20 protein-coding genes are annotated in these 15843 nt (G+C 63.4%); 14 read left to right on the forward strand and 6 right to left on the reverse strand.

Annotated features, from left to right (window positions below; all coding sequences use genetic code 11):
- Window positions 1–132 precede the first annotated feature (132 nt).
- The 3 genes from AC1DBQ_RS14945 to AC1DBQ_RS14955 all read left to right on the forward strand — a co-directional run bounded on the left by AC1DBQ_RS14945 (window position 133) and on the right by AC1DBQ_RS14955 (window position 3388).
- Window positions 133–552: a YciI family protein gene (locus tag AC1DBQ_RS14945; protein WP_091256446.1), complete on the forward strand. Its 420-nt coding sequence runs from the start codon at window positions 133–135 to the stop codon at window positions 550–552.
- A 7-nt stretch (window positions 553–559) separates the two neighbouring features.
- Entirely contained in the window at window positions 560–1876 is a 1317-nt protein-coding gene (locus tag AC1DBQ_RS14950; protein ID WP_476929252.1) for an RNA polymerase sigma factor, read from the forward strand.
- A gap of 291 nt (window positions 1877–2167) precedes the next feature.
- The gene (locus tag AC1DBQ_RS14955; RefSeq protein WP_476929253.1) at window positions 2168–3388 is read left to right on the forward strand and encodes a hypothetical protein; all 1221 of its coding nucleotides are present in this window, start codon (window positions 2168–2170) and stop codon (window positions 3386–3388) included.
- 369 nt (window positions 3389–3757) lie between these two features.
- On the opposite strand, the gene AC1DBQ_RS14960 is transcribed toward AC1DBQ_RS14955, so the two are convergent.
- Together AC1DBQ_RS14960 and AC1DBQ_RS14965 are read right to left on the reverse strand one after the other, a co-directional pair.
- Window positions 3758–4219: a GyrI-like domain-containing protein gene (locus tag AC1DBQ_RS14960; protein ID WP_476929254.1), complete on the reverse strand. Its 462-nt coding sequence runs from the start codon at window positions 4217–4219 to the stop codon at window positions 3758–3760.
- 278 nt (window positions 4220–4497) lie between these two features.
- Window positions 4498–4992: a GNAT family N-acetyltransferase gene (locus AC1DBQ_RS14965; RefSeq protein ID WP_476929255.1), complete on the reverse strand. Its 495-nt coding sequence runs from the start codon at window positions 4990–4992 to the stop codon at window positions 4498–4500.
- A 365-nt stretch (window positions 4993–5357) separates the two neighbouring features.
- Between AC1DBQ_RS14965 and AC1DBQ_RS14970 the strand changes: the two genes are divergently transcribed.
- Window positions 5358–5963 carry a DNA-binding protein gene (locus tag AC1DBQ_RS14970; protein WP_476929256.1) on the forward strand — a complete coding sequence of 202 codons (606 nt, stop codon included), beginning with the start codon at window positions 5358–5360 and terminating at the stop codon, window positions 5961–5963.
- Between the two features lie 288 nt (window positions 5964–6251).
- Here the strand turns inward: AC1DBQ_RS14970 and AC1DBQ_RS14975 are convergent, their stop codons facing one another.
- Complete coding sequence (locus tag AC1DBQ_RS14975; RefSeq protein WP_476929257.1) at window positions 6252–6524, reverse strand: hypothetical protein; 273 nt, start codon at window positions 6522–6524, stop codon at window positions 6252–6254.
- Window positions 6525–6708: 184 nt separating this feature from the next.
- On the opposite strand from AC1DBQ_RS14975, the gene AC1DBQ_RS14980 reads away from it, so the two are divergent.
- Window positions 6709–7014 (forward strand): MobC family plasmid mobilization relaxosome protein, encoded by a 306-nt coding sequence (locus AC1DBQ_RS14980; RefSeq protein ID WP_476929258.1) that lies wholly within the window; start codon window positions 6709–6711, stop codon window positions 7012–7014.
- Window positions 7015–7185: 171 nt separating this feature from the next.
- Here the strand turns inward: AC1DBQ_RS14980 and AC1DBQ_RS14985 are convergent, their stop codons facing one another.
- Together AC1DBQ_RS14985 and AC1DBQ_RS14990 are read right to left on the reverse strand one after the other, a co-directional pair.
- On the reverse strand, window positions 7186–7536 hold the full coding sequence (locus AC1DBQ_RS14985; protein WP_476929259.1) for a hypothetical protein: 351 nt from the start codon (window positions 7534–7536) through the stop codon (window positions 7186–7188).
- A 42-nt stretch (window positions 7537–7578) separates the two neighbouring features.
- A complete protein-coding gene (locus AC1DBQ_RS14990) occupies window positions 7579–8343 on the reverse strand; it encodes a sulfite exporter TauE/SafE family protein (protein WP_476929260.1) in 765 nt (254 codons plus the stop codon).
- 400 nt (window positions 8344–8743) lie between these two features.
- Between AC1DBQ_RS14990 and AC1DBQ_RS14995 the strand changes: the two genes are divergently transcribed.
- The 8 genes from AC1DBQ_RS14995 to AC1DBQ_RS15030 all read left to right on the forward strand — a co-directional run bounded on the left by AC1DBQ_RS14995 (window position 8744) and on the right by AC1DBQ_RS15030 (window position 15131).
- Entirely contained in the window at window positions 8744–9418 is a 675-nt protein-coding gene (locus AC1DBQ_RS14995; protein ID WP_476929261.1) for a GntR family transcriptional regulator, read from the forward strand.
- A gap of 123 nt (window positions 9419–9541) precedes the next feature.
- A complete protein-coding gene (locus AC1DBQ_RS15000) occupies window positions 9542–10375 on the forward strand; it encodes a GntR family transcriptional regulator (RefSeq protein WP_476929262.1) in 834 nt (277 codons plus the stop codon).
- A gap of 203 nt (window positions 10376–10578) precedes the next feature.
- A complete protein-coding gene (locus AC1DBQ_RS15005) occupies window positions 10579–11274 on the forward strand; it encodes a fumarylacetoacetate hydrolase family protein (protein ID WP_476929263.1) in 696 nt (231 codons plus the stop codon).
- A complete protein-coding gene (locus AC1DBQ_RS15010) occupies window positions 11271–12176 on the forward strand; it encodes a polysaccharide deacetylase family protein (protein WP_476929264.1) in 906 nt (301 codons plus the stop codon). The genes AC1DBQ_RS15005 and AC1DBQ_RS15010 overlap by 4 nt, the downstream gene beginning before the upstream one ends.
- A gap of 38 nt (window positions 12177–12214) precedes the next feature.
- On the forward strand, window positions 12215–12625 hold the full coding sequence (locus AC1DBQ_RS15015) for a RidA family protein (RefSeq protein WP_476929265.1): 411 nt from the start codon (window positions 12215–12217) through the stop codon (window positions 12623–12625).
- 87 nt (window positions 12626–12712) lie between these two features.
- A complete protein-coding gene (locus AC1DBQ_RS15020) occupies window positions 12713–14146 on the forward strand; it encodes a purine-cytosine permease family protein (protein ID WP_476929266.1) in 1434 nt (477 codons plus the stop codon).
- 9 nt (window positions 14147–14155) lie between these two features.
- Complete coding sequence (locus tag AC1DBQ_RS15025) at window positions 14156–14587, forward strand: RidA family protein (protein ID WP_476929267.1); 432 nt, start codon at window positions 14156–14158, stop codon at window positions 14585–14587.
- 250 nt (window positions 14588–14837) lie between these two features.
- Window positions 14838–15131, forward strand: a complete 294-nt coding sequence (locus tag AC1DBQ_RS15030; protein ID WP_476929268.1) for a hypothetical protein — start codon at window positions 14838–14840, stop codon at window positions 15129–15131.
- A gap of 161 nt (window positions 15132–15292) precedes the next feature.
- Here AC1DBQ_RS15030 and AC1DBQ_RS15035 read toward each other — a convergent pair whose 3' ends face one another.
- Entirely contained in the window at window positions 15293–15586 is a 294-nt protein-coding gene (locus tag AC1DBQ_RS15035) for a type II toxin-antitoxin system RelE family toxin (protein WP_476929269.1), read from the reverse strand.
- Here AC1DBQ_RS15035 and AC1DBQ_RS15040 point away from each other — a divergent pair.
- The coding region (locus AC1DBQ_RS15040) for a 2-dehydro-3-deoxygalactonokinase (RefSeq protein ID WP_476929270.1) at window positions 15567–15843 on the forward strand (277 nt) is incomplete at its 3' end. The two genes, AC1DBQ_RS15035 and AC1DBQ_RS15040, sit on opposite strands and share 20 nt — an antisense overlap.

Consider the following 15843-nt stretch of genomic DNA (forward strand, 5'->3'; position numbering starts at 1 on the left):
CGCAAGCAAAGATTCTTCGGTTTGTGTCGATCTGGCCTCGCGCCGTTCGACCTGGTGTCGATCTGGCCTCGCGCCGTTCGACCTGTGGGTGAGAAGGTCGAAGCGCGACCTTCCGGAATMAAGGAGCATKAGATGGCCAAGTACATGTTGATCATGCGGGCGACCGACGAGTCGTTCGCGAACTTCGCGAACACAGACTTCGCGGAGATCATGGAGAGCATGGGCAAGTTCAACGACGAGTTGATTCGTGCCGGTGTCCTGCTGGCGGCCGAGGGCCTGGACGATCCGAACGAGGGCGTTGTGGTCGATTTCACCGGCGAGACGCCGGTAGTCACCGACGGCCCGTACGGGGAGACCAAGGAACTGTTCGGCGGCTACTACATCCTCGATGTCGCGTCGAAGCAGGAAGCCGTCGAGTGGGCCAAGCGGGCGCCGCTCACGGCGGGTAGCAAGACCGAGATCCGCCGCGTGACGACGATCGACGAGTTCCCGCAGGACAACCAGTGGATCCAGAAGGAACGCGCCTGGCGCGAGCTGACCGGGCAGCTCTGAACCGACGGTGAGCACCGTGGAGGCGCGGGGCGCCGTCGAGGCGGTGTGGCGGATGGAGTCCGCCCGCATCGTCGGCGCCCTAGCCCGCTATACGGGCGACTTCTCGCTGGCCGAGGATCTCGCGCAGGAAGCCCTCGCCGAGGCGCTGGTCTCCTGGTCCGTAAACGGCGTGCCGGCCGAACCGGCAGGGTGGCTGCTCACCACGGGCCGCCGCCGTGCCATCGATGCCTTCCGGCGGCGCGCCGGGCGCGACGAACGCTACGCCCTCCTCGCCCGGGGCCTGGACGACTCGACGCCCGGAGCGGACGCGCTGTTCGACCCCGACGCGATTGATGACGACGTGCTCGGGTTGATGTTTATCTCGTGCCATCCCCTGCTGTCGAAGGAGGCACGGATCGCATTGACGCTGCGGGTGGTTGCCGGACTGGGCAGCGACGAGATCGCCAAGGCGTTCCTTGTTCCCGTGGCGACGATCCAGGCACGTATCACGCGGGCCAAGAAGACGCTGGCCGCCGCGCGGGTGCCATTCGCTGTGCCCGATAGGCAGGAGTTGACYGAGCGGCTCGGCTCGGTGCTTCAGGTCATCTACCTGATCTTCACGGAGGGCTCGTTCGCATCGGGCGGCGAGGAGTGGATCCGTACGGATCTGGCGGSCGAGGCCCGCCGGCTTGCCCGCGTACTGGTGCGGCTGGCGCCCGTGCCCGAGGTATTCGGGCTGCTCGCGTTGCTGGAACTCACGGCGGCCCGTTTTCCGGCCCGACTCGATGCGTCCGGCCGCCCGGTGCTTCTGGAGGACCAGGACCGGCGGCTGTGGGACCAGTCGGCGATCCGGCGCGGGCGTGCGGCGCTGGCGCGGGCCGTGGGGGCCGGACGTGGACTGGGCGCATACGGCCTCCAAGCCGCCATCGCCGAGTGTCACGCGGYGGCTCGTTCGGTTGCCGAAACGGACTGGCAGCGGATCGTCATCCTCTACGAGGCCCTCGGGCGGCTGACSCCTTCGCCCGTCATCGAACTCAACCGAGCGGTCGCGGTCGCGATGGCCGCCGGTCCCGCGGAGGGTCTCGAACTCGTGGACGCGATCGCGTCACGGGGCGAACTGACCGGATCGCACCTGCTCCCCGCGATCCGCGGCGAGATGCTCACCCGGCTCGGTCGTCGCGACGAAGCGCGGTCCGCACTTCTTCRGGCCGTTGAGCTGTKCGGGAACGCCGCCGAACGCGCGGCGCTTGAGCGCAAGGTCGACGGCGTCAGCCGACCGKAAAGGAGGCCCGCCGCCGGACCGGCGACGCACGAGGACCCCAGCAGTCGTTACCCRGATGCTTGACACGGTCGTTCGCCGGCGCCGGTTACCACCACAAGCCGGCACAGACCTGACGGTGATCCTCAACGGCCGTCCCGCCGAGCGATMCTCAAACGGGATAGCAGGGAGCTGCTATAGAGCCGGATCTCAGGGACATTATTGCGGGCAAGTGCGTKACAAAAATTCTCGCTCATCCATCTCGCGGAAAAGCTCCCACCGCGGGATGCCGGCGCACKGGGCCCTGCAGTCACGCGACTACGCCGCCGCAGCGCCGCGGCGTGGCATCCTTGGGGGATGGCACGAACCTGGTTGTCGGTGACGGTGGAACTGCTCAGTGGTCGTGGCGAGGAGCTGTGGCCATGGCCCGGGCGCATCTTCGCCGTCGGACCGTCGCACACCTTCATGGACCTCGCCAATGCCATCAACGATGCCTTCGCCCGATGGGACCGCTCACATCTGTCAATGTTCACCCTGGCCGACGGCCGGGTCATCACCGACGAAGAGACGGGAGCCGAAATGGCCTCATCGATCCGCGGCCCGATCATCGCACCAATCGACATCGCCGCTGCCAAGATCACCCGGACGCTGGAGCCGGGGGCTGAGTTTCAGTTCACGTTCGACCTCGGTGACGCCTGGACGCACCGATGCATGGTCGGGGAGGTGAAGGTCGACCCGCTGGAGGTATTGGGTGTCCGTCCTGATGCCCCCCTGCCTTACTGGGGCTGGGGCAGCATCCCGGACCAGTACGGGCGCCGGTGGGCAACCGACGACGGGGAGAGCCGGGCACCGGGGAAACCGAGCCAGCTGCACCCGATGCTGCTGCACGCCTGGCCCGCAGAGGTGCAGGTGCCCGGGCTCGACCTGTCCGAGCTGCGTGAAGCCATCGCGGCAACAGACGCGGCCCGCTTCCTCGCAGCGGTGACGGGATGCGATATCGATGACGCTCTGCAACAGGTGGGGGCCGGCATACCGATGGCGCTGGAACGGAGACGGAAGGAAGCCGAGCCGGTGGCACTGTCGGTCATCAACCGGCTGACGTGGCGCGACGGCGCCGGTGACCGGCTGCTGGCCGAGGACCTGCTGGCCTGTCTGCGCCGCGAGCCCCTGACAGGCAGCGTGGTGCCGGTAGACCTGGACATGCTCAGCACCGTGCTGGAAGGGGATCCCGAGCTGTCGACCGGTGGCTATCTCGACCTGCGCACCGGGCAGGTGTACGACGACGGCGCGACTGACCCGATGATGGTCGGGGAGGACGCCGCCATCGACGTGGAGGAGGAGCCGGAGCGTTGGCTTCGGCTCAACTGCACTGGTTCGCGGAACGGCTGGGGGGACATGGCGGCCTTCGCCGAGCGGCAGCACGATGAGACTCTCCGGGAGCGGCTGGAGCGGGCGATCGAGGGCAAAGGTGCCTTCTTCCGGTTCCGCGACCTTCTCCACGGCGAGAACCTTAGCGAACAGTGGTACGCCTTCTCCACCGACCGMCAGGTGGGCCGTGCCCGTGAGTTCCTCGCTGACAATGGCATCCGCGTGGGCTGACGAGCCGGGCCCGGTCAGCGCCGGCGCAAGACCGTGCCGCCCGCACCGTACCGAAGATTGCACCTGTGACGGTGATTGTGGCGGGGGTTGTGGGACAACATACGGGACGGCGAGGTTACGCGGCCGGCTGCCGTTTGCGGTCGGCGGGGGAGTGCCCCACCGGGGTCATCCTGGTTCCAAGGAAGTGGAATGCCCAGGACTGTTCCCCCGGAATGCGGCGACTCCCTTTAATTGACGAGGTGACTAATGAAATCGCTGTATTCCGCACAGACGAACGTCCGCGCCTTGGCTTCTGGCCGGAATTCTTGGGGCCCTCGTACGCAAACGCGATTGGGTACCGCGTTCCCCGCGGGTGGCTCTCACTGACTCCTACTTCAGCAGCTGCACGACCATCGTTTCAGTGTGGGCCGGATMGGGTGTCGGATCTCCGTAGATTTCCCAGGAGTGCCCGGCAGACTCCCTTTKATTCGCCGCCATCCACTCGTCGATCGCGTTGTATGCCTCGTTCATGCGATGGTACGGCCCACGGTGGACTGCCACAGCAGCCTCGCCCCCAGGCGTTTCGGTCGCGTAGACCTCGCCCGCCGTTTCAAAGGTGCGCGTGACTTCCACGCCGAATTCGCACAGAATGGGCGCGACGGGCTCGTCCGAGTGATGATAGACAAAGATGTTGTGGCCATCCGCCCACAGACCCGGCTGGCTGCGAATGAAGTCCCAGACCTTGCCCACCGCAGGTCCCCATGCCGAGCCGACTTCATTCGGTGCGACCTCGCGCCGGACGGCGGCCAGCGTGCGAGGGCGAACAATCTGCACGTTGACGAGGACGGTCATGCCGCGACAGTACATCACACCGCGCCGATGGACCTGCGCCCGGACAGGGAAGGGCCCCGGAGATATTGGGGGAGATCTCCGGGGCCCTTCTCGCACGATGATACCCTGCGGGGTATTCATCCGCGAGTATGTTTCTAGTGGGGAGCCGCCCCAGGTTGGGCGGCTACACGCCGTCGGCGCCCCGGCTCTGTCCAGATCCCGGCAGAGGCCCCACGGTCCCGAGCCGTCGGGAGGGACCCTGACGKTCTGCGGCGTGGAGGGTGGTTCCGGCCGGGTTTTCAGTCGTAGTCGGTGTCCGTGTCATCGTCGGTGAGGCGGCGGAAGTCTTGGGAGAGATACAGGGCCATCGCTGCCGGGTTGTTGTCCTCCACMGTGACCTTCACCGTGGTGCGGCCCATGGTGTGCAGGAGGTGCATGCAGTGTCGGAGGAGTCCTTCGGCCAGGCCCTGGCGGCGGTGGTCCGGGTGGGTGAAAAGTTCATCGATGATTGCTTCGCCGTCGCGTTCGGTGACGATGAGGGCGGCCGTGATTTGACCGTCGGGTCCGAAAGCCACGAGGGACGCTGCCTCGGTGGTGCGGCCGCTGCCCTCCTCGGTGGATGGGCCGATCCACACCGGGTCTCCGGCCCGCTGTCCGGGACGGTCGGCGTAGGCGTGCCGGTGCAGATCGGCCAGTTCGAGAAGATCATCGGGTTCCAGGGGCCGGACGGGGATGCGGGCCGGTGCGGTGTTCTGGTGTCCGGTCGCGGCAACCAGGGTGATCGGAGCGTTCATGGCGGCGATGCCTTCCCCGGTGCGCGGGCGGCACCGTTGAACACAGTGTCCGGCATCGTCCGCGTGCGCGGAAGACACAGGACCGCAACGATATCCGGCGGAACCGGCGAGGTCGGGCCGCGGCGCTGGGACCGTCCCGAAGCGCCAATGATCACCGCTTCCGGGGACGAACCGGACGCCCCGGGACAGAACCCTGGCCGGACTTCCCGCGGTGGACGCKACCGGTTCGCGGTCCGCCGCTGCAGCGGGCCCCCGTTCCGGTGCTTCTTTCTGGCCGGAGGCGGCCAGCGCCCTGGGCATGGCGGGTACGCTAGTAGTAGGAGTAGTATTACTACTATTCCTACTACTTTTGAAGGGTTGCCGCCGTGACGTTGAGTGTGAAGGACCGTGTGTACGCTGCCGCGGAGCAGATCAGTGCCGAGCGCCGGCCGACCGTGTCGACGGTTCGGGCCGCGGCGGGCGTGAGCAACGCCGACGCGACCCGTTATCTGAAGGAGTGGTCGGAGGAGAAGCAGGCCGCGGGCGGGCAGGTTGCCGCGGCGCCGGCGGTGCTGCTGGAGCAGGCCGCACGCCTGGCCGGGGCCTGTTGGGCCGAGGCCTCCGTACTGGCTGATGAGCGCCATGCCGCGGTCGAGAAAGCCTGGTTGCAGGAGAAGAAGGACCTGACGGTGGAGGTCGCCGAACTTGTGGCGGACCTGGACCGGGTGGGCGCCGAGAAGGACGCGGCGGTCACGGAGTTCACGGCCAGGATCGCCGCGTTGGAGGCCGACGTTGCTGCGGCGGGGKAGCAGCTGGAGCGGGCGCAAGAGGCGGCGCAGGAGGCTGTCAGGGAAKCGTCGGCGGACCGGGCCCGGCTGGCGGCGGCAGAGGCGCGGGCCTACACTTTGCAGAAAGCGCATGATGCGCTGCTGGCCCGCATCATGCCCGGGACCGGGCCGGAGGCACAGCAGGCTCCCGGCGGGAACGACTGAGCCCTTCCCGCCGTCCGCATCCCCGTACCCTGACCCGGGGGCGCCAACKAAGCGACGGGCGGTTGGGGTGTCCGGCCCCGTTTTCCCTGCCAGGGCTGGAAGGGCCGCACGAGGCGAGTGGTCCGTGCGGTCGCGGGGAGTTTGTGCCCCCCCCGGGACCTTTCCTGTGCGGGTGTCGCGGGCTTCGTCGTAGGTGGTGCCTTCGGCGCTGCTGCGTTCGGTGCTGCCGTCCGGGGGCTCCACTCGTGCCGGTACTCTCCACCCGGACACCACTGTGCCCGCCGGAACTTACAAGGGTTCCAGCGCGTCCGTCTCGGCGGTGTCCAGCAGCGCTGTTGAGTCTGTGCCGGTGGCTCGGGCCAGGTCGTCCAGGGATTTGAAGTGCACCCGGGCGAGGGTGATGGCCAGCAGCTCCAGGTAATCGCCCCCGTTGCGCTGTTCGAGATCGCCCAGATAGTCGCGCATGCGCCCCTCCAGGGTGCCGGGTCCTTCGGATTCTTCCGCGGCGAGCCGCGTCAGCGTGAGGGCCGCGAGGCCCGGGTCGTCGTAGATGAGTCCCATGGACCCACGCTACCCACCCGGCGGGTCCCGTCAAGGGCCGGCACTAGCGTCAGCGGTAGGATTMCAACGCCCGGAGCAGGGGAGCGGGGTCCTTCTTCAGGTGATCGACCGGGCGGGTCCCCGCCAGGGACCGGGACGGGGTGATCATCCAGAGGGTCCGGCGGGGACGAAGAAGCGCCGTGAGGTGTGGGTKACCGCTGGGGAGGAGGCTGCGCTGGTTGCCCGGGCTGCCCGGGAGAAGGTGACTGTCCCGAACCTGCTGATCACCGCGGCCCTGTCTGAGACTGCTGAGACGCCGACGGAGCGGAAGGCGGCGATGGCGGAACTGATGGCCGTGCATACGCTGCTGGCGCGGGTGTCGAACAACGTGAATCAGATCGCCCGGCACGCGAACGCCGGGGATGAGTTCCCGCAGGACGCGAAGGCGGCACTGGCGTATGTGCGTGAGGTTGCGATGCGGATTGACCGGACCATTGAGGGGCTGATGTAGCCGATGATTCCCAACATCACCCGCGGCTCCAGTCGACATCTGCAGAGGCTCCGGCGGCATCACTAACCCACGGGTGTGACGCCRAAACTGAGAGATTTCGCGCGGGCAAGCCGCTGAATCCGCGGCGCGCTCCTTCGGACACGGGCCGTTCTCCGTTTGAGAGTTCGCCCGTTATTCACGCCGTTCGTGTGTCTGTCCGTAGGGGACACTACCGGTGACGGCGACGGTGTAGGCGGTGTAGCTGTGTTGTGTGACCAATATGCCGTGGCGGCGTTCCTTCATGGCGTATTCGCGGGCGATCTCCACGGCATCATTTAGGTCGTTTTCGACGGTATCCGGGTCCGAGGCGGTGATCTCCAATACGAGGTCCGAGTGGCTTCCGATCATCGTGCTCTCTTTCTCGGCGGGTGTTCCGGGCTCGCCCTCGGCCCAGGTTTCCGGAGCGGGCGTGCCCGGGGGCAAGTGGTGGTTCAAGGGGTATTCCCGGATTTCTTTGATGCGGCGGGAGGTGGCGAAGCACACGCCGCCTGCTTTAGTTGCGGGTGTATGCAGCCCAACTTTTCCCTACGGGTGTACCAGCATGACGAGGGCGACGATGGTTCCAAGCGCGCAGATGATCCAGCGCAGGGCGTTTTGCGGGATCTGTCGGGCGAGGGTTCCTCCAATTGCTCCGCCAACGTATGACGTGACCAGGAGAATTACGACCAGGTCCAGGCGGGCCTGCCCGGAGACGAGATAGATGATGACACCTGCTATCACCACAAGTAGTGATAGCAGGCTCTTCAGCCCATTCAGATGTTGGAGATGGTCGCTGATGTAGATTCCAAGCACTGCAAGCAGCAGGACGCCGAGGCCGGCGCCGAAAAAGGACCCATAAATCGAGGCCACAAATACCGCCACGTAAAGAGCTGGGCCGAGTTCGTTTCCCCTCGTTCCTGACCGAGCGCGGGCTTTCGTGACCAGCGTAGCCAGCTGGGGCTGTATTGACAGGAGCACACAGGACATCAGTATCAGGTAGGGAACGACAGCCTGAAAGGTAGTGGACGGAGTTATTAGCAGCAGGAGGGCACCCAGTATCCCCCCGATGACCGTCGGCAAGACCAGGAATCTGAGTCGATTCTTTTGGAGCMCGAGTTMACGTCTGTACGCAACCGCACCCCCGGCATATCCGGGAAGCAGACCAATCGATGAGGTGATGTTCGCGGTTATTGGTGGAAGGCCGGCCGCCAGAAGGGCGGGAAACGTGAGCAAGGTCCCTCCTCCTGCGATGGCGTTGGCCGCCCCKGCCAAGAGCCCTGCGCCCGCGACGAGAGCCGCTTGTATCAGCACGGCGCGCCACCGGCGATCTCCTTAAGGAGATGGTCAGCCATGGTCATGAGGTTTCGCCTGGATTTATTGTCCAGAGGCCAAACTGTTGCCGCGATGCTCATGGGCCAACTCCGTTGTCGATCGAACGCGAATGTGTGAAGTTCTTGGACAATATCATGTGTATACATCTAATGCAATGAATACTTTGAGCGCAGAAKGGTCCAGGAGGCCGGGCCGTGCCTGACGGTTCGCGGCTACCTGACCCGATGGCTTCCTCCTCCGGAGAATCGTTCCGGGGCGTTGGTAGCCTAGAAGCGCTGCGTTTAAGACAGCGACAAGGTCAGGATGCGAGACTTCCCTGGAAGTTCGCGTCGCTCCCTGGGCTAAACGGCCCAGGTCAGAGAATCGAAAACAGGAGAATATGCCTGAAAAAGCGACCAGCCCAATCCTGAGTGCAGCGGACGAATGCTACGCCGCCCTGAGAAGAATGATTCTCGAAAAGGAGCTGCTGCCGGGGGAACGACTCTTCGAGCCCGAGCTGAGCGCCACACTCGGGGTCAGTCGAACGCCATTGCGCGAGGCCGTCCGCCGCCTCCAGGGCGACGGGCTGGTGACGCTGATAGAGCGGGGGGCGATMGTATCGAAGCTTTCCACCGGCGCCATCTATGAGTTGTTCCTTTTCCGGGCCGCGCTGGAGGGATTTACGGCTGAGCTCGCTGCCKGCAGGCAGCAGCGGGGTGAGCTTGCGCCTTCGCAGATCGCTGTTCTCCACCGGCTTCGCGGCGAGGTTGAAGACAGTGCCGATCCCGGGGCAACAGCACAAACAAATCTGGAGCTGCATYGCTACATTGCGGCATTGTCCGGCAACCAGTTTGCCGTTGATGCTCTCTCCCGCGTCTGGGACATAATCTCGATTTCGAGCGAGCGGAACATTGCAGATCCGCTATGGCGGCGCGCCATCGATGGGCACCATCATGAAATTGTCAGCGCGATCGAGGCCGGGGATGAAGCGAAAGCCCGGGCCAGCGCAACGGATCATGTCAAGGCTGCCGCTGACACATTCCTGAGACACGAAAAAACTGCGACAGCGGGGTAGGCGCGACTGCTCGGGGTAGCTTTTGCGCRCACCGCGTCCAGGCGGCACCCGGCCGTGGCCGTTTCCCGAATACCGGAGTCCCGCAGTCCGTGGCCGAGCCGGGATGCCCGCGATCCTTCTGGCATGCGATCAGAACCTCCGACAGACCGGACCGGCTGTGCATTCGGTGATTTAAGGCCCCGCCTCTTGACTTGTATTGGATGTATACATTACATTCAAGTTGTAGGCGTGATAGAGGCCACAGTGGAGACTACGGATCATCCGCCGACKAACAACCCCCAAGTTGACACCAGCGTTGGGCGGAGAGGAAGGACCAGAGTGGGCGTTGTAGACGATACCTATGACAGTCTCCGTAGCATGCTTGTTTCCGGACGCTTTAAAGCGGGCGAAAGACTGCCAGAGCCGGAACTGGCGACAGCCCTGGGTGTTAGCAGGACGCCCTTGCGGGAAGCTTTGAGAAGCCTGCAGTCGGAGGGGCTGGTAACGCTCTCCGGGCGGGGCGCAACCGTGACACGTACMTCTCCACGAGAGGTCTATGGTCTCTACCTGTATCGGGCCGTCCTCGAGGGGCTCACCGCAGAACAGGCCGCACAACGAAATAGCGATGGCGAGTTGGCGCCGTCCCAGATCGCAACTCTCTGGCGACACGTGGACTCTGTGGAAGAGGCGGAGAGTGACGCATCACGTGTGGATTCCAACATCAGTCTGCATCGTTACATTGCGGAACTATCGGGCAATAAATCGGCCCGTGAAGCCCTTTCACGGGTCTGGGCACAGATAGCACTCACGAGTGCTCTGAATCTGACGAGTCAAGCATGGCGTTGCGAAATGCATGACCAACACAGGGAAATCGCTGAAGCAATCGATGCCGCGGATCCTCGGCGCGCCTTTGAGGCCGGTCGGGCACATGTGCAGACGGCCGCAGAAGTTTTCCGGCGCMTGACGCCCGACGCCTAGGCGACGCCGCGCCTGGCCGGCTCGAGATTATGACCTCCTAAACCCAGCCCTACACGGGCTCTATCAACGTCTGACCCCGCGCGCCGGTCTCGCGCGCCTCCATGGTGCTTCAAAGCTGTGCCCACGAGCCTCAGCGCGTCCGCCTTTATCGCCGGTCTCAGCACCACAAGTCCCTATCTACCGGAACCCAAAGGAGAACAATCATGAACATCCCTGCTTCCCTCTTGTGGGAAACAGAACCTGTACAGGTCCCCGTATCAGGCCAGTCAAAGTCTTTTCCCGTCCGCCGTGTCTACTGCGTAGGCCGCAACTATGTGGACCATATCCGGGAAATGAAAGAGGGCAATGAGCGCGATGCTCCTTTCTTCTTCCAAAAGCCGACTGATTMCATCGTTGCCAGCGGCGCAACGATTCCCTATCCACAACTCACCCAGGACTTCCAATTCGAAGGAGAACTCGTCGTGGCCATCGGCGAAGGCGGGGCCAGTATTCCGTCCGACAAGGYCGAAGCCCACATCTTCGGTTACGCCGTCKKAATCGACATGACCCGGCGCGACCGGCAGAAGGAGGCCTTCGCATCCGGGCGGCCTTGGGAGATCGGCAAGTCATTCGACCACTCTGCACCCTGCGGTGAGATCACCCCTATCGATGCCTGCCCTTCAATCGGGACCGCCACCCTCTCGCTCTCCGTCAACGGCGAACAGCGGCAACGGACCGAGCTGGGGCTCATGATCTGGAACGTCGCCGAAATCATCGAGAACCTCTCCCAGCATTACAGGCTGGAACCAGGGGACCTGATCTTCACGGGCACCCCGGCCGGAGTAGGAGCCGTTTCCGAAGGCGATGTCATCCGAGCCGACGTCACGGGCCTGAGCGCACTGGAAGTGACAGTGGCATGAGCGGAATCCAGATGCTTCCGACAGACCGCATCAAGTACACCCCGATAACGAAACGGCCAAAACTGAGTCTGCCCGGGAACGCCCGGCTTGCCGTTTGGCTCATTGTGAACATCGAGGAATGGTCAATCCTCGAAACCATGCCCCGGACCGTACTGACGCCCCCCGCCGGTGGCCAGCCGACCCCGGATATCCCGAACTGGGCATGGCACGAGTACGGCAACCGCATTGGCTTCTGGAGGCTGCTCAAGACCATTGACGAATTCGCCGTGCCGGCAGTGCTCGCGATCAACGGCAAGGCAATTACCTCCTACCCCGAGATCGCAGACGCAGCCCTGGAACGTGAGTGGGAATTCATGGGGCACGGATACTCGCAGAAGAACATGCAGAAAGTAGACGACGAGCGCCTCGACATCCGTCGGACAACCCGACAGATCGAGGGCTTCACGGGGAAGCGGCCTCGTGGATGGCTGGGTCCCGGCCTGACCGAGACCTGGGAAACGCCGGACATCCTCGTTGAAGAAGGCTACGAGTATGTGTGCGACTGGGTGMTCGATGATCAGCCGGTACTGCTGCAGACGCGCACAACACCCATCGTCAACATCCCCTACACCCAGGAATGCAACGACGTCGCGATGATGCTCATCCAGCACCATCAGGCCAGCGAATACCACCAGCGGGCAATCGATCAATTCGACCAGCTCTACCAGGACTCGGMCGACGCAGCGCGGGTCATGGCCCTCGTAGTCCACCCCTACATCATGGGCGCACCCCACCGGGCGAAGTACTTCCGGAAAGTCATTGAACACATCAGCCAAMGCCAGGACGTTGTATTCACCACCGGAGAACAGATCCTGGACTGTTTTTCCACCAGCGCCGCTCCCGCGCTGATCACGACGGTCTAAACAGCACGTCAACTTCGATAGATAAGGAAAGTATCACCATGGAATTCATCACAGCCGGCGCCAATCCCGACGAGATGCCGTTCATGCCTGCCATCGTCACCAAAGGCGGAACAGCGATCTGGCTATCAGGTGCAACGGCCTTTCCCCTGGTCCACAAGCACCCCCACGACCCTGCCGAGCTCGCCGTCCCCAGCGGTGTTGCGGCCCAKACCCGGGCCTGCCTGAACAATCTGAAAACCGCGCTGGAAGCAGCGGGTGGCAAGGTGACGGACATCGTGGAAGTCACCATCTACAACACCGACATGGACGCCCAGGACGAAGTCAACGAAGCCTACATGGAATTCTTCGGCGACCACCGCCCAACGCGAACGCACCTGGGCGTGAACAGGCTAGTCGGCGCCKAGCTGAAGATCGAAATCAGCGCCCACGCCGTTCTGGAATYGGCCTAGCACTCMGGCAGGACTGACTCTACGCCGCACTTCMTGGCAAGTGCGACACAACACCAGATCTCGAAAAACTACAGGAGGTGCGGCGCTATGAGCGGCGAAAAAATCTACACACTAGAGGACAACCCGGCTACAAAAGCCTCGGTCATTGAATGGACCGGGCTATCCCCCATCGCGACAAAAGACCGGCACGGAAAACCATGGCACGTCGGCGGACTCTGGTTCGCCGCCCAGCTCGTTCCCACAGCGCTCTTCCTGGGCGTGCTGGGCGGACCTTCAGGACTGGGACTCAGCTACGGGGCGGCGGCCGGAGCAATCGTCCTCGGCAACATTCTGGGAGCTGCCGGACCGGCCGCGATGAGCCTGACAGGCCCCAAAACCGGACTGCCCMTTCTGGCCCAGGCTAGGGTTCCCTTCGGACGAGCCACAGGAATCGTGGGTATCCTCGCAGCGATGACCAGTGTGGCATTCATTGCCCTCGGAGCCATCTTTGGAGCCGAAGCCCTGCAAGTGGCCTTCGGACTACATCCCACAATTGCCGTATTGCTGGTCTTCGCCCTTGAAGGGCTGATCAGCGTCGCCGGATATCGCATCATGCATCTCTTTGAACGGTCCACGGCCATACTCGTAGCCGCCGGATTCGTATTCATCAGCATCATCGTCCTGGTCAACCTCGCAAGCATCCCTGCTTCGGCCACTTCAGGCTCAACATCCAGCGTCGGCGCCTTCTTCTTGATGGCGGCGATCAGCTTCGGATTTGCCTTCGGCTGGGCTCACAACGCACCGGACTACTGCCGCTACCTGCCCGCCACAACCTCCCGTCCCAAACTCTTTTGGGCCACCTTCGGCGGCATCGCACTGGCATGCATCTGGATGGAACTCCTCGGACTCACAGCCAGCACAATGCTCAGCGATTCTGCGCCAATGGCCGCGATCAACACCTTGGTCGGCGGCGGAGCAGTCGGTGTATTCATCATGGTCGCGATGTACCTTGGCGTCGTCGCAAACGCCACAGTGGCGCAGTACTCTGCCGGACTCCAAATTCTAGGCGCTGGCGTTAAGCTGCCACGACCGGTGGTCACGGCAATCGTCGCCGCCTTCGCATTCGCCCTCACCCTCTACCTGCAAAGCGGGAACCTTGCCGACAAATTCACGAATGTGCTGCTGCTCGCAACGTACTGGGTAGGGCCCTTCATCGGGATATGGCTGATCCTGTGGATCAGCAAACCTGACCACGAAGCGTTCATGCGCACCGMAACTACTCCTGTTGCCCGGCTGCATTCCGGCCGACCCGCCATCATTGCCCTGGTGGCCGGCTACCTCCTATCGCTACCGTTCTCCAGCACAGCCGTTGGCTCAGAACTCGCAGAAAGCCACAACCCCGCAGCGCTATGGGTCGGGTCGATCTCCCGGGGAGTACTTGACGGCGCGGACCTTGCCTATCCCATCGGACTGATCTTCGGCGCCATCATCTATCGTCTCCTCACCCGCAAAACGGCTATCACCGAACCGTCAGAACCCTAGGAAATTCCAATGCATGAATACATCGATGCAGGTCTCGACGCCCACTGGTCCACGACACTGGCCGACGTCACGGGGATGCCAAAACCTCCGTTMGCACCGCTCGTCCGGACCTCGGGAATCACCATTTACCTTTCAGGACAGACCTACCCCATCATCGGGTCCAACAACCCTGTTCCCGCAGCCGAAGCCGACCTGGAGGAACAGACACGGGCTTGCCTGGAAAACATCGACAATCTCGTCCGGGCAGGCGGAGGGACCCGAAACGACATCGTTAAAGTCGCGATCTTCAACACACGCATGGATCAGCAGGACGTAGTCAACGCCGTCTACACGGCATTCTTCAACACACACCGCCCGACGCGCACACATGTCGAAGTMTCCCGGCTCGCAGACCCCAACCTGCTCATCGAGATCGAAGCCATCGCCGTCGTGGAACGGTAGCCCTGCCAACGGAGACCAAGCCAGAAGCTCCCCGGCCCGGCCGACAAACGATCTGCTGGCGAGTGCGCTTCTCAGCCGCCACGTAATCAAATCATCACCCCTCACGAACAAAGGCCCACCATGAACAGACGATCTCTGTTCAACCATGGTTCTGAATGAGACGGCCCTGGACATCGTCCGGGACCGTCTCATTCACCACGTCCAACGGTGAGCCCCCGGAACTGGTACCGGCTAAAGGAGAGTAACTGACATGGGGAAGTACAGGTCCAACGAATGGAGCCGTCTGGTGGGCGAAAAAGTAGAAATAAGGAAGCCAGGAACTCCACCGCTAAATGGCCTGGTCGACGCCGCCACGTCCGACAACTCCGTCCTCTGGCTCGTCCAGCACGGTATCGAGGCCAGGAAAATGGTGGAAGCCACCGAAGGCTACGTAGTTTGGCTGKAGCCGCAACAGTACTTCACACACTGCCAGCCGTACGAACAGGACCTCCCGTATTTTTTGGCTTTGGCAGAGAGCGACGTAGGGGAGTGCCCGCCGGGCTGACGGGGACATGCTTTGCTMGCTCAACGACTTCCAACTCGACAGTCGATTGAACTACCAGCTTCGCCTGACACCCATGGCACTGGAACACTGGTTCGACCCATCATTTCCAACAACTCAAGTTTCGTATCCCCGTTCTTCCCCTGAATCATGGCAGGGGCCGGCTAGCGAGCCTTGTAGACGTCCGCACGGTGCTCGATGCGGTGGACATACAGGGTGTGCTCTTCGATACCGAGGTCGAACAACACGCGGTAGTCACCACGGCGTGCGGTTCGCAGGCCGAGGAGTTCATTGGTGAGGGGCTTGCTGAGCCGGTGCGGATTATCGGCCAGGACACCGGTAACGAATTCGACGATTGCTGCGGCAGCCTTCTCCCGCAGCCGGCGAAATCCCTTCAGCGCGGGTCTGTTGACTTCGACTTTCCACGGCCCTTGCTCGTTGGATGGTTCCTCGGTCACCTCGGCGGGGCTAGAGACCGCGCAGGATGCGACGGGATCGTGCGATGTCATCCGCGGGGAGGAGACACAGGTCATCGGGGCACTTGCCCGCCTGGGCGACCCCGCGGACGCGACCCTCATCCTTCCCGGAACCCACACCAAGTGGCTGCGSGTGGCCGACGGCGAGATCGCCGACTTCGCCACAGTCATGACCGGCGAGCTGCACGCGGCGTTGCTGGATGCGACGATCCTGGGTGATCCGGTTCGCAGCGCCGATG

Source organism: Arthrobacter sp. 10T413_2 (assembly GCF_056394205.1).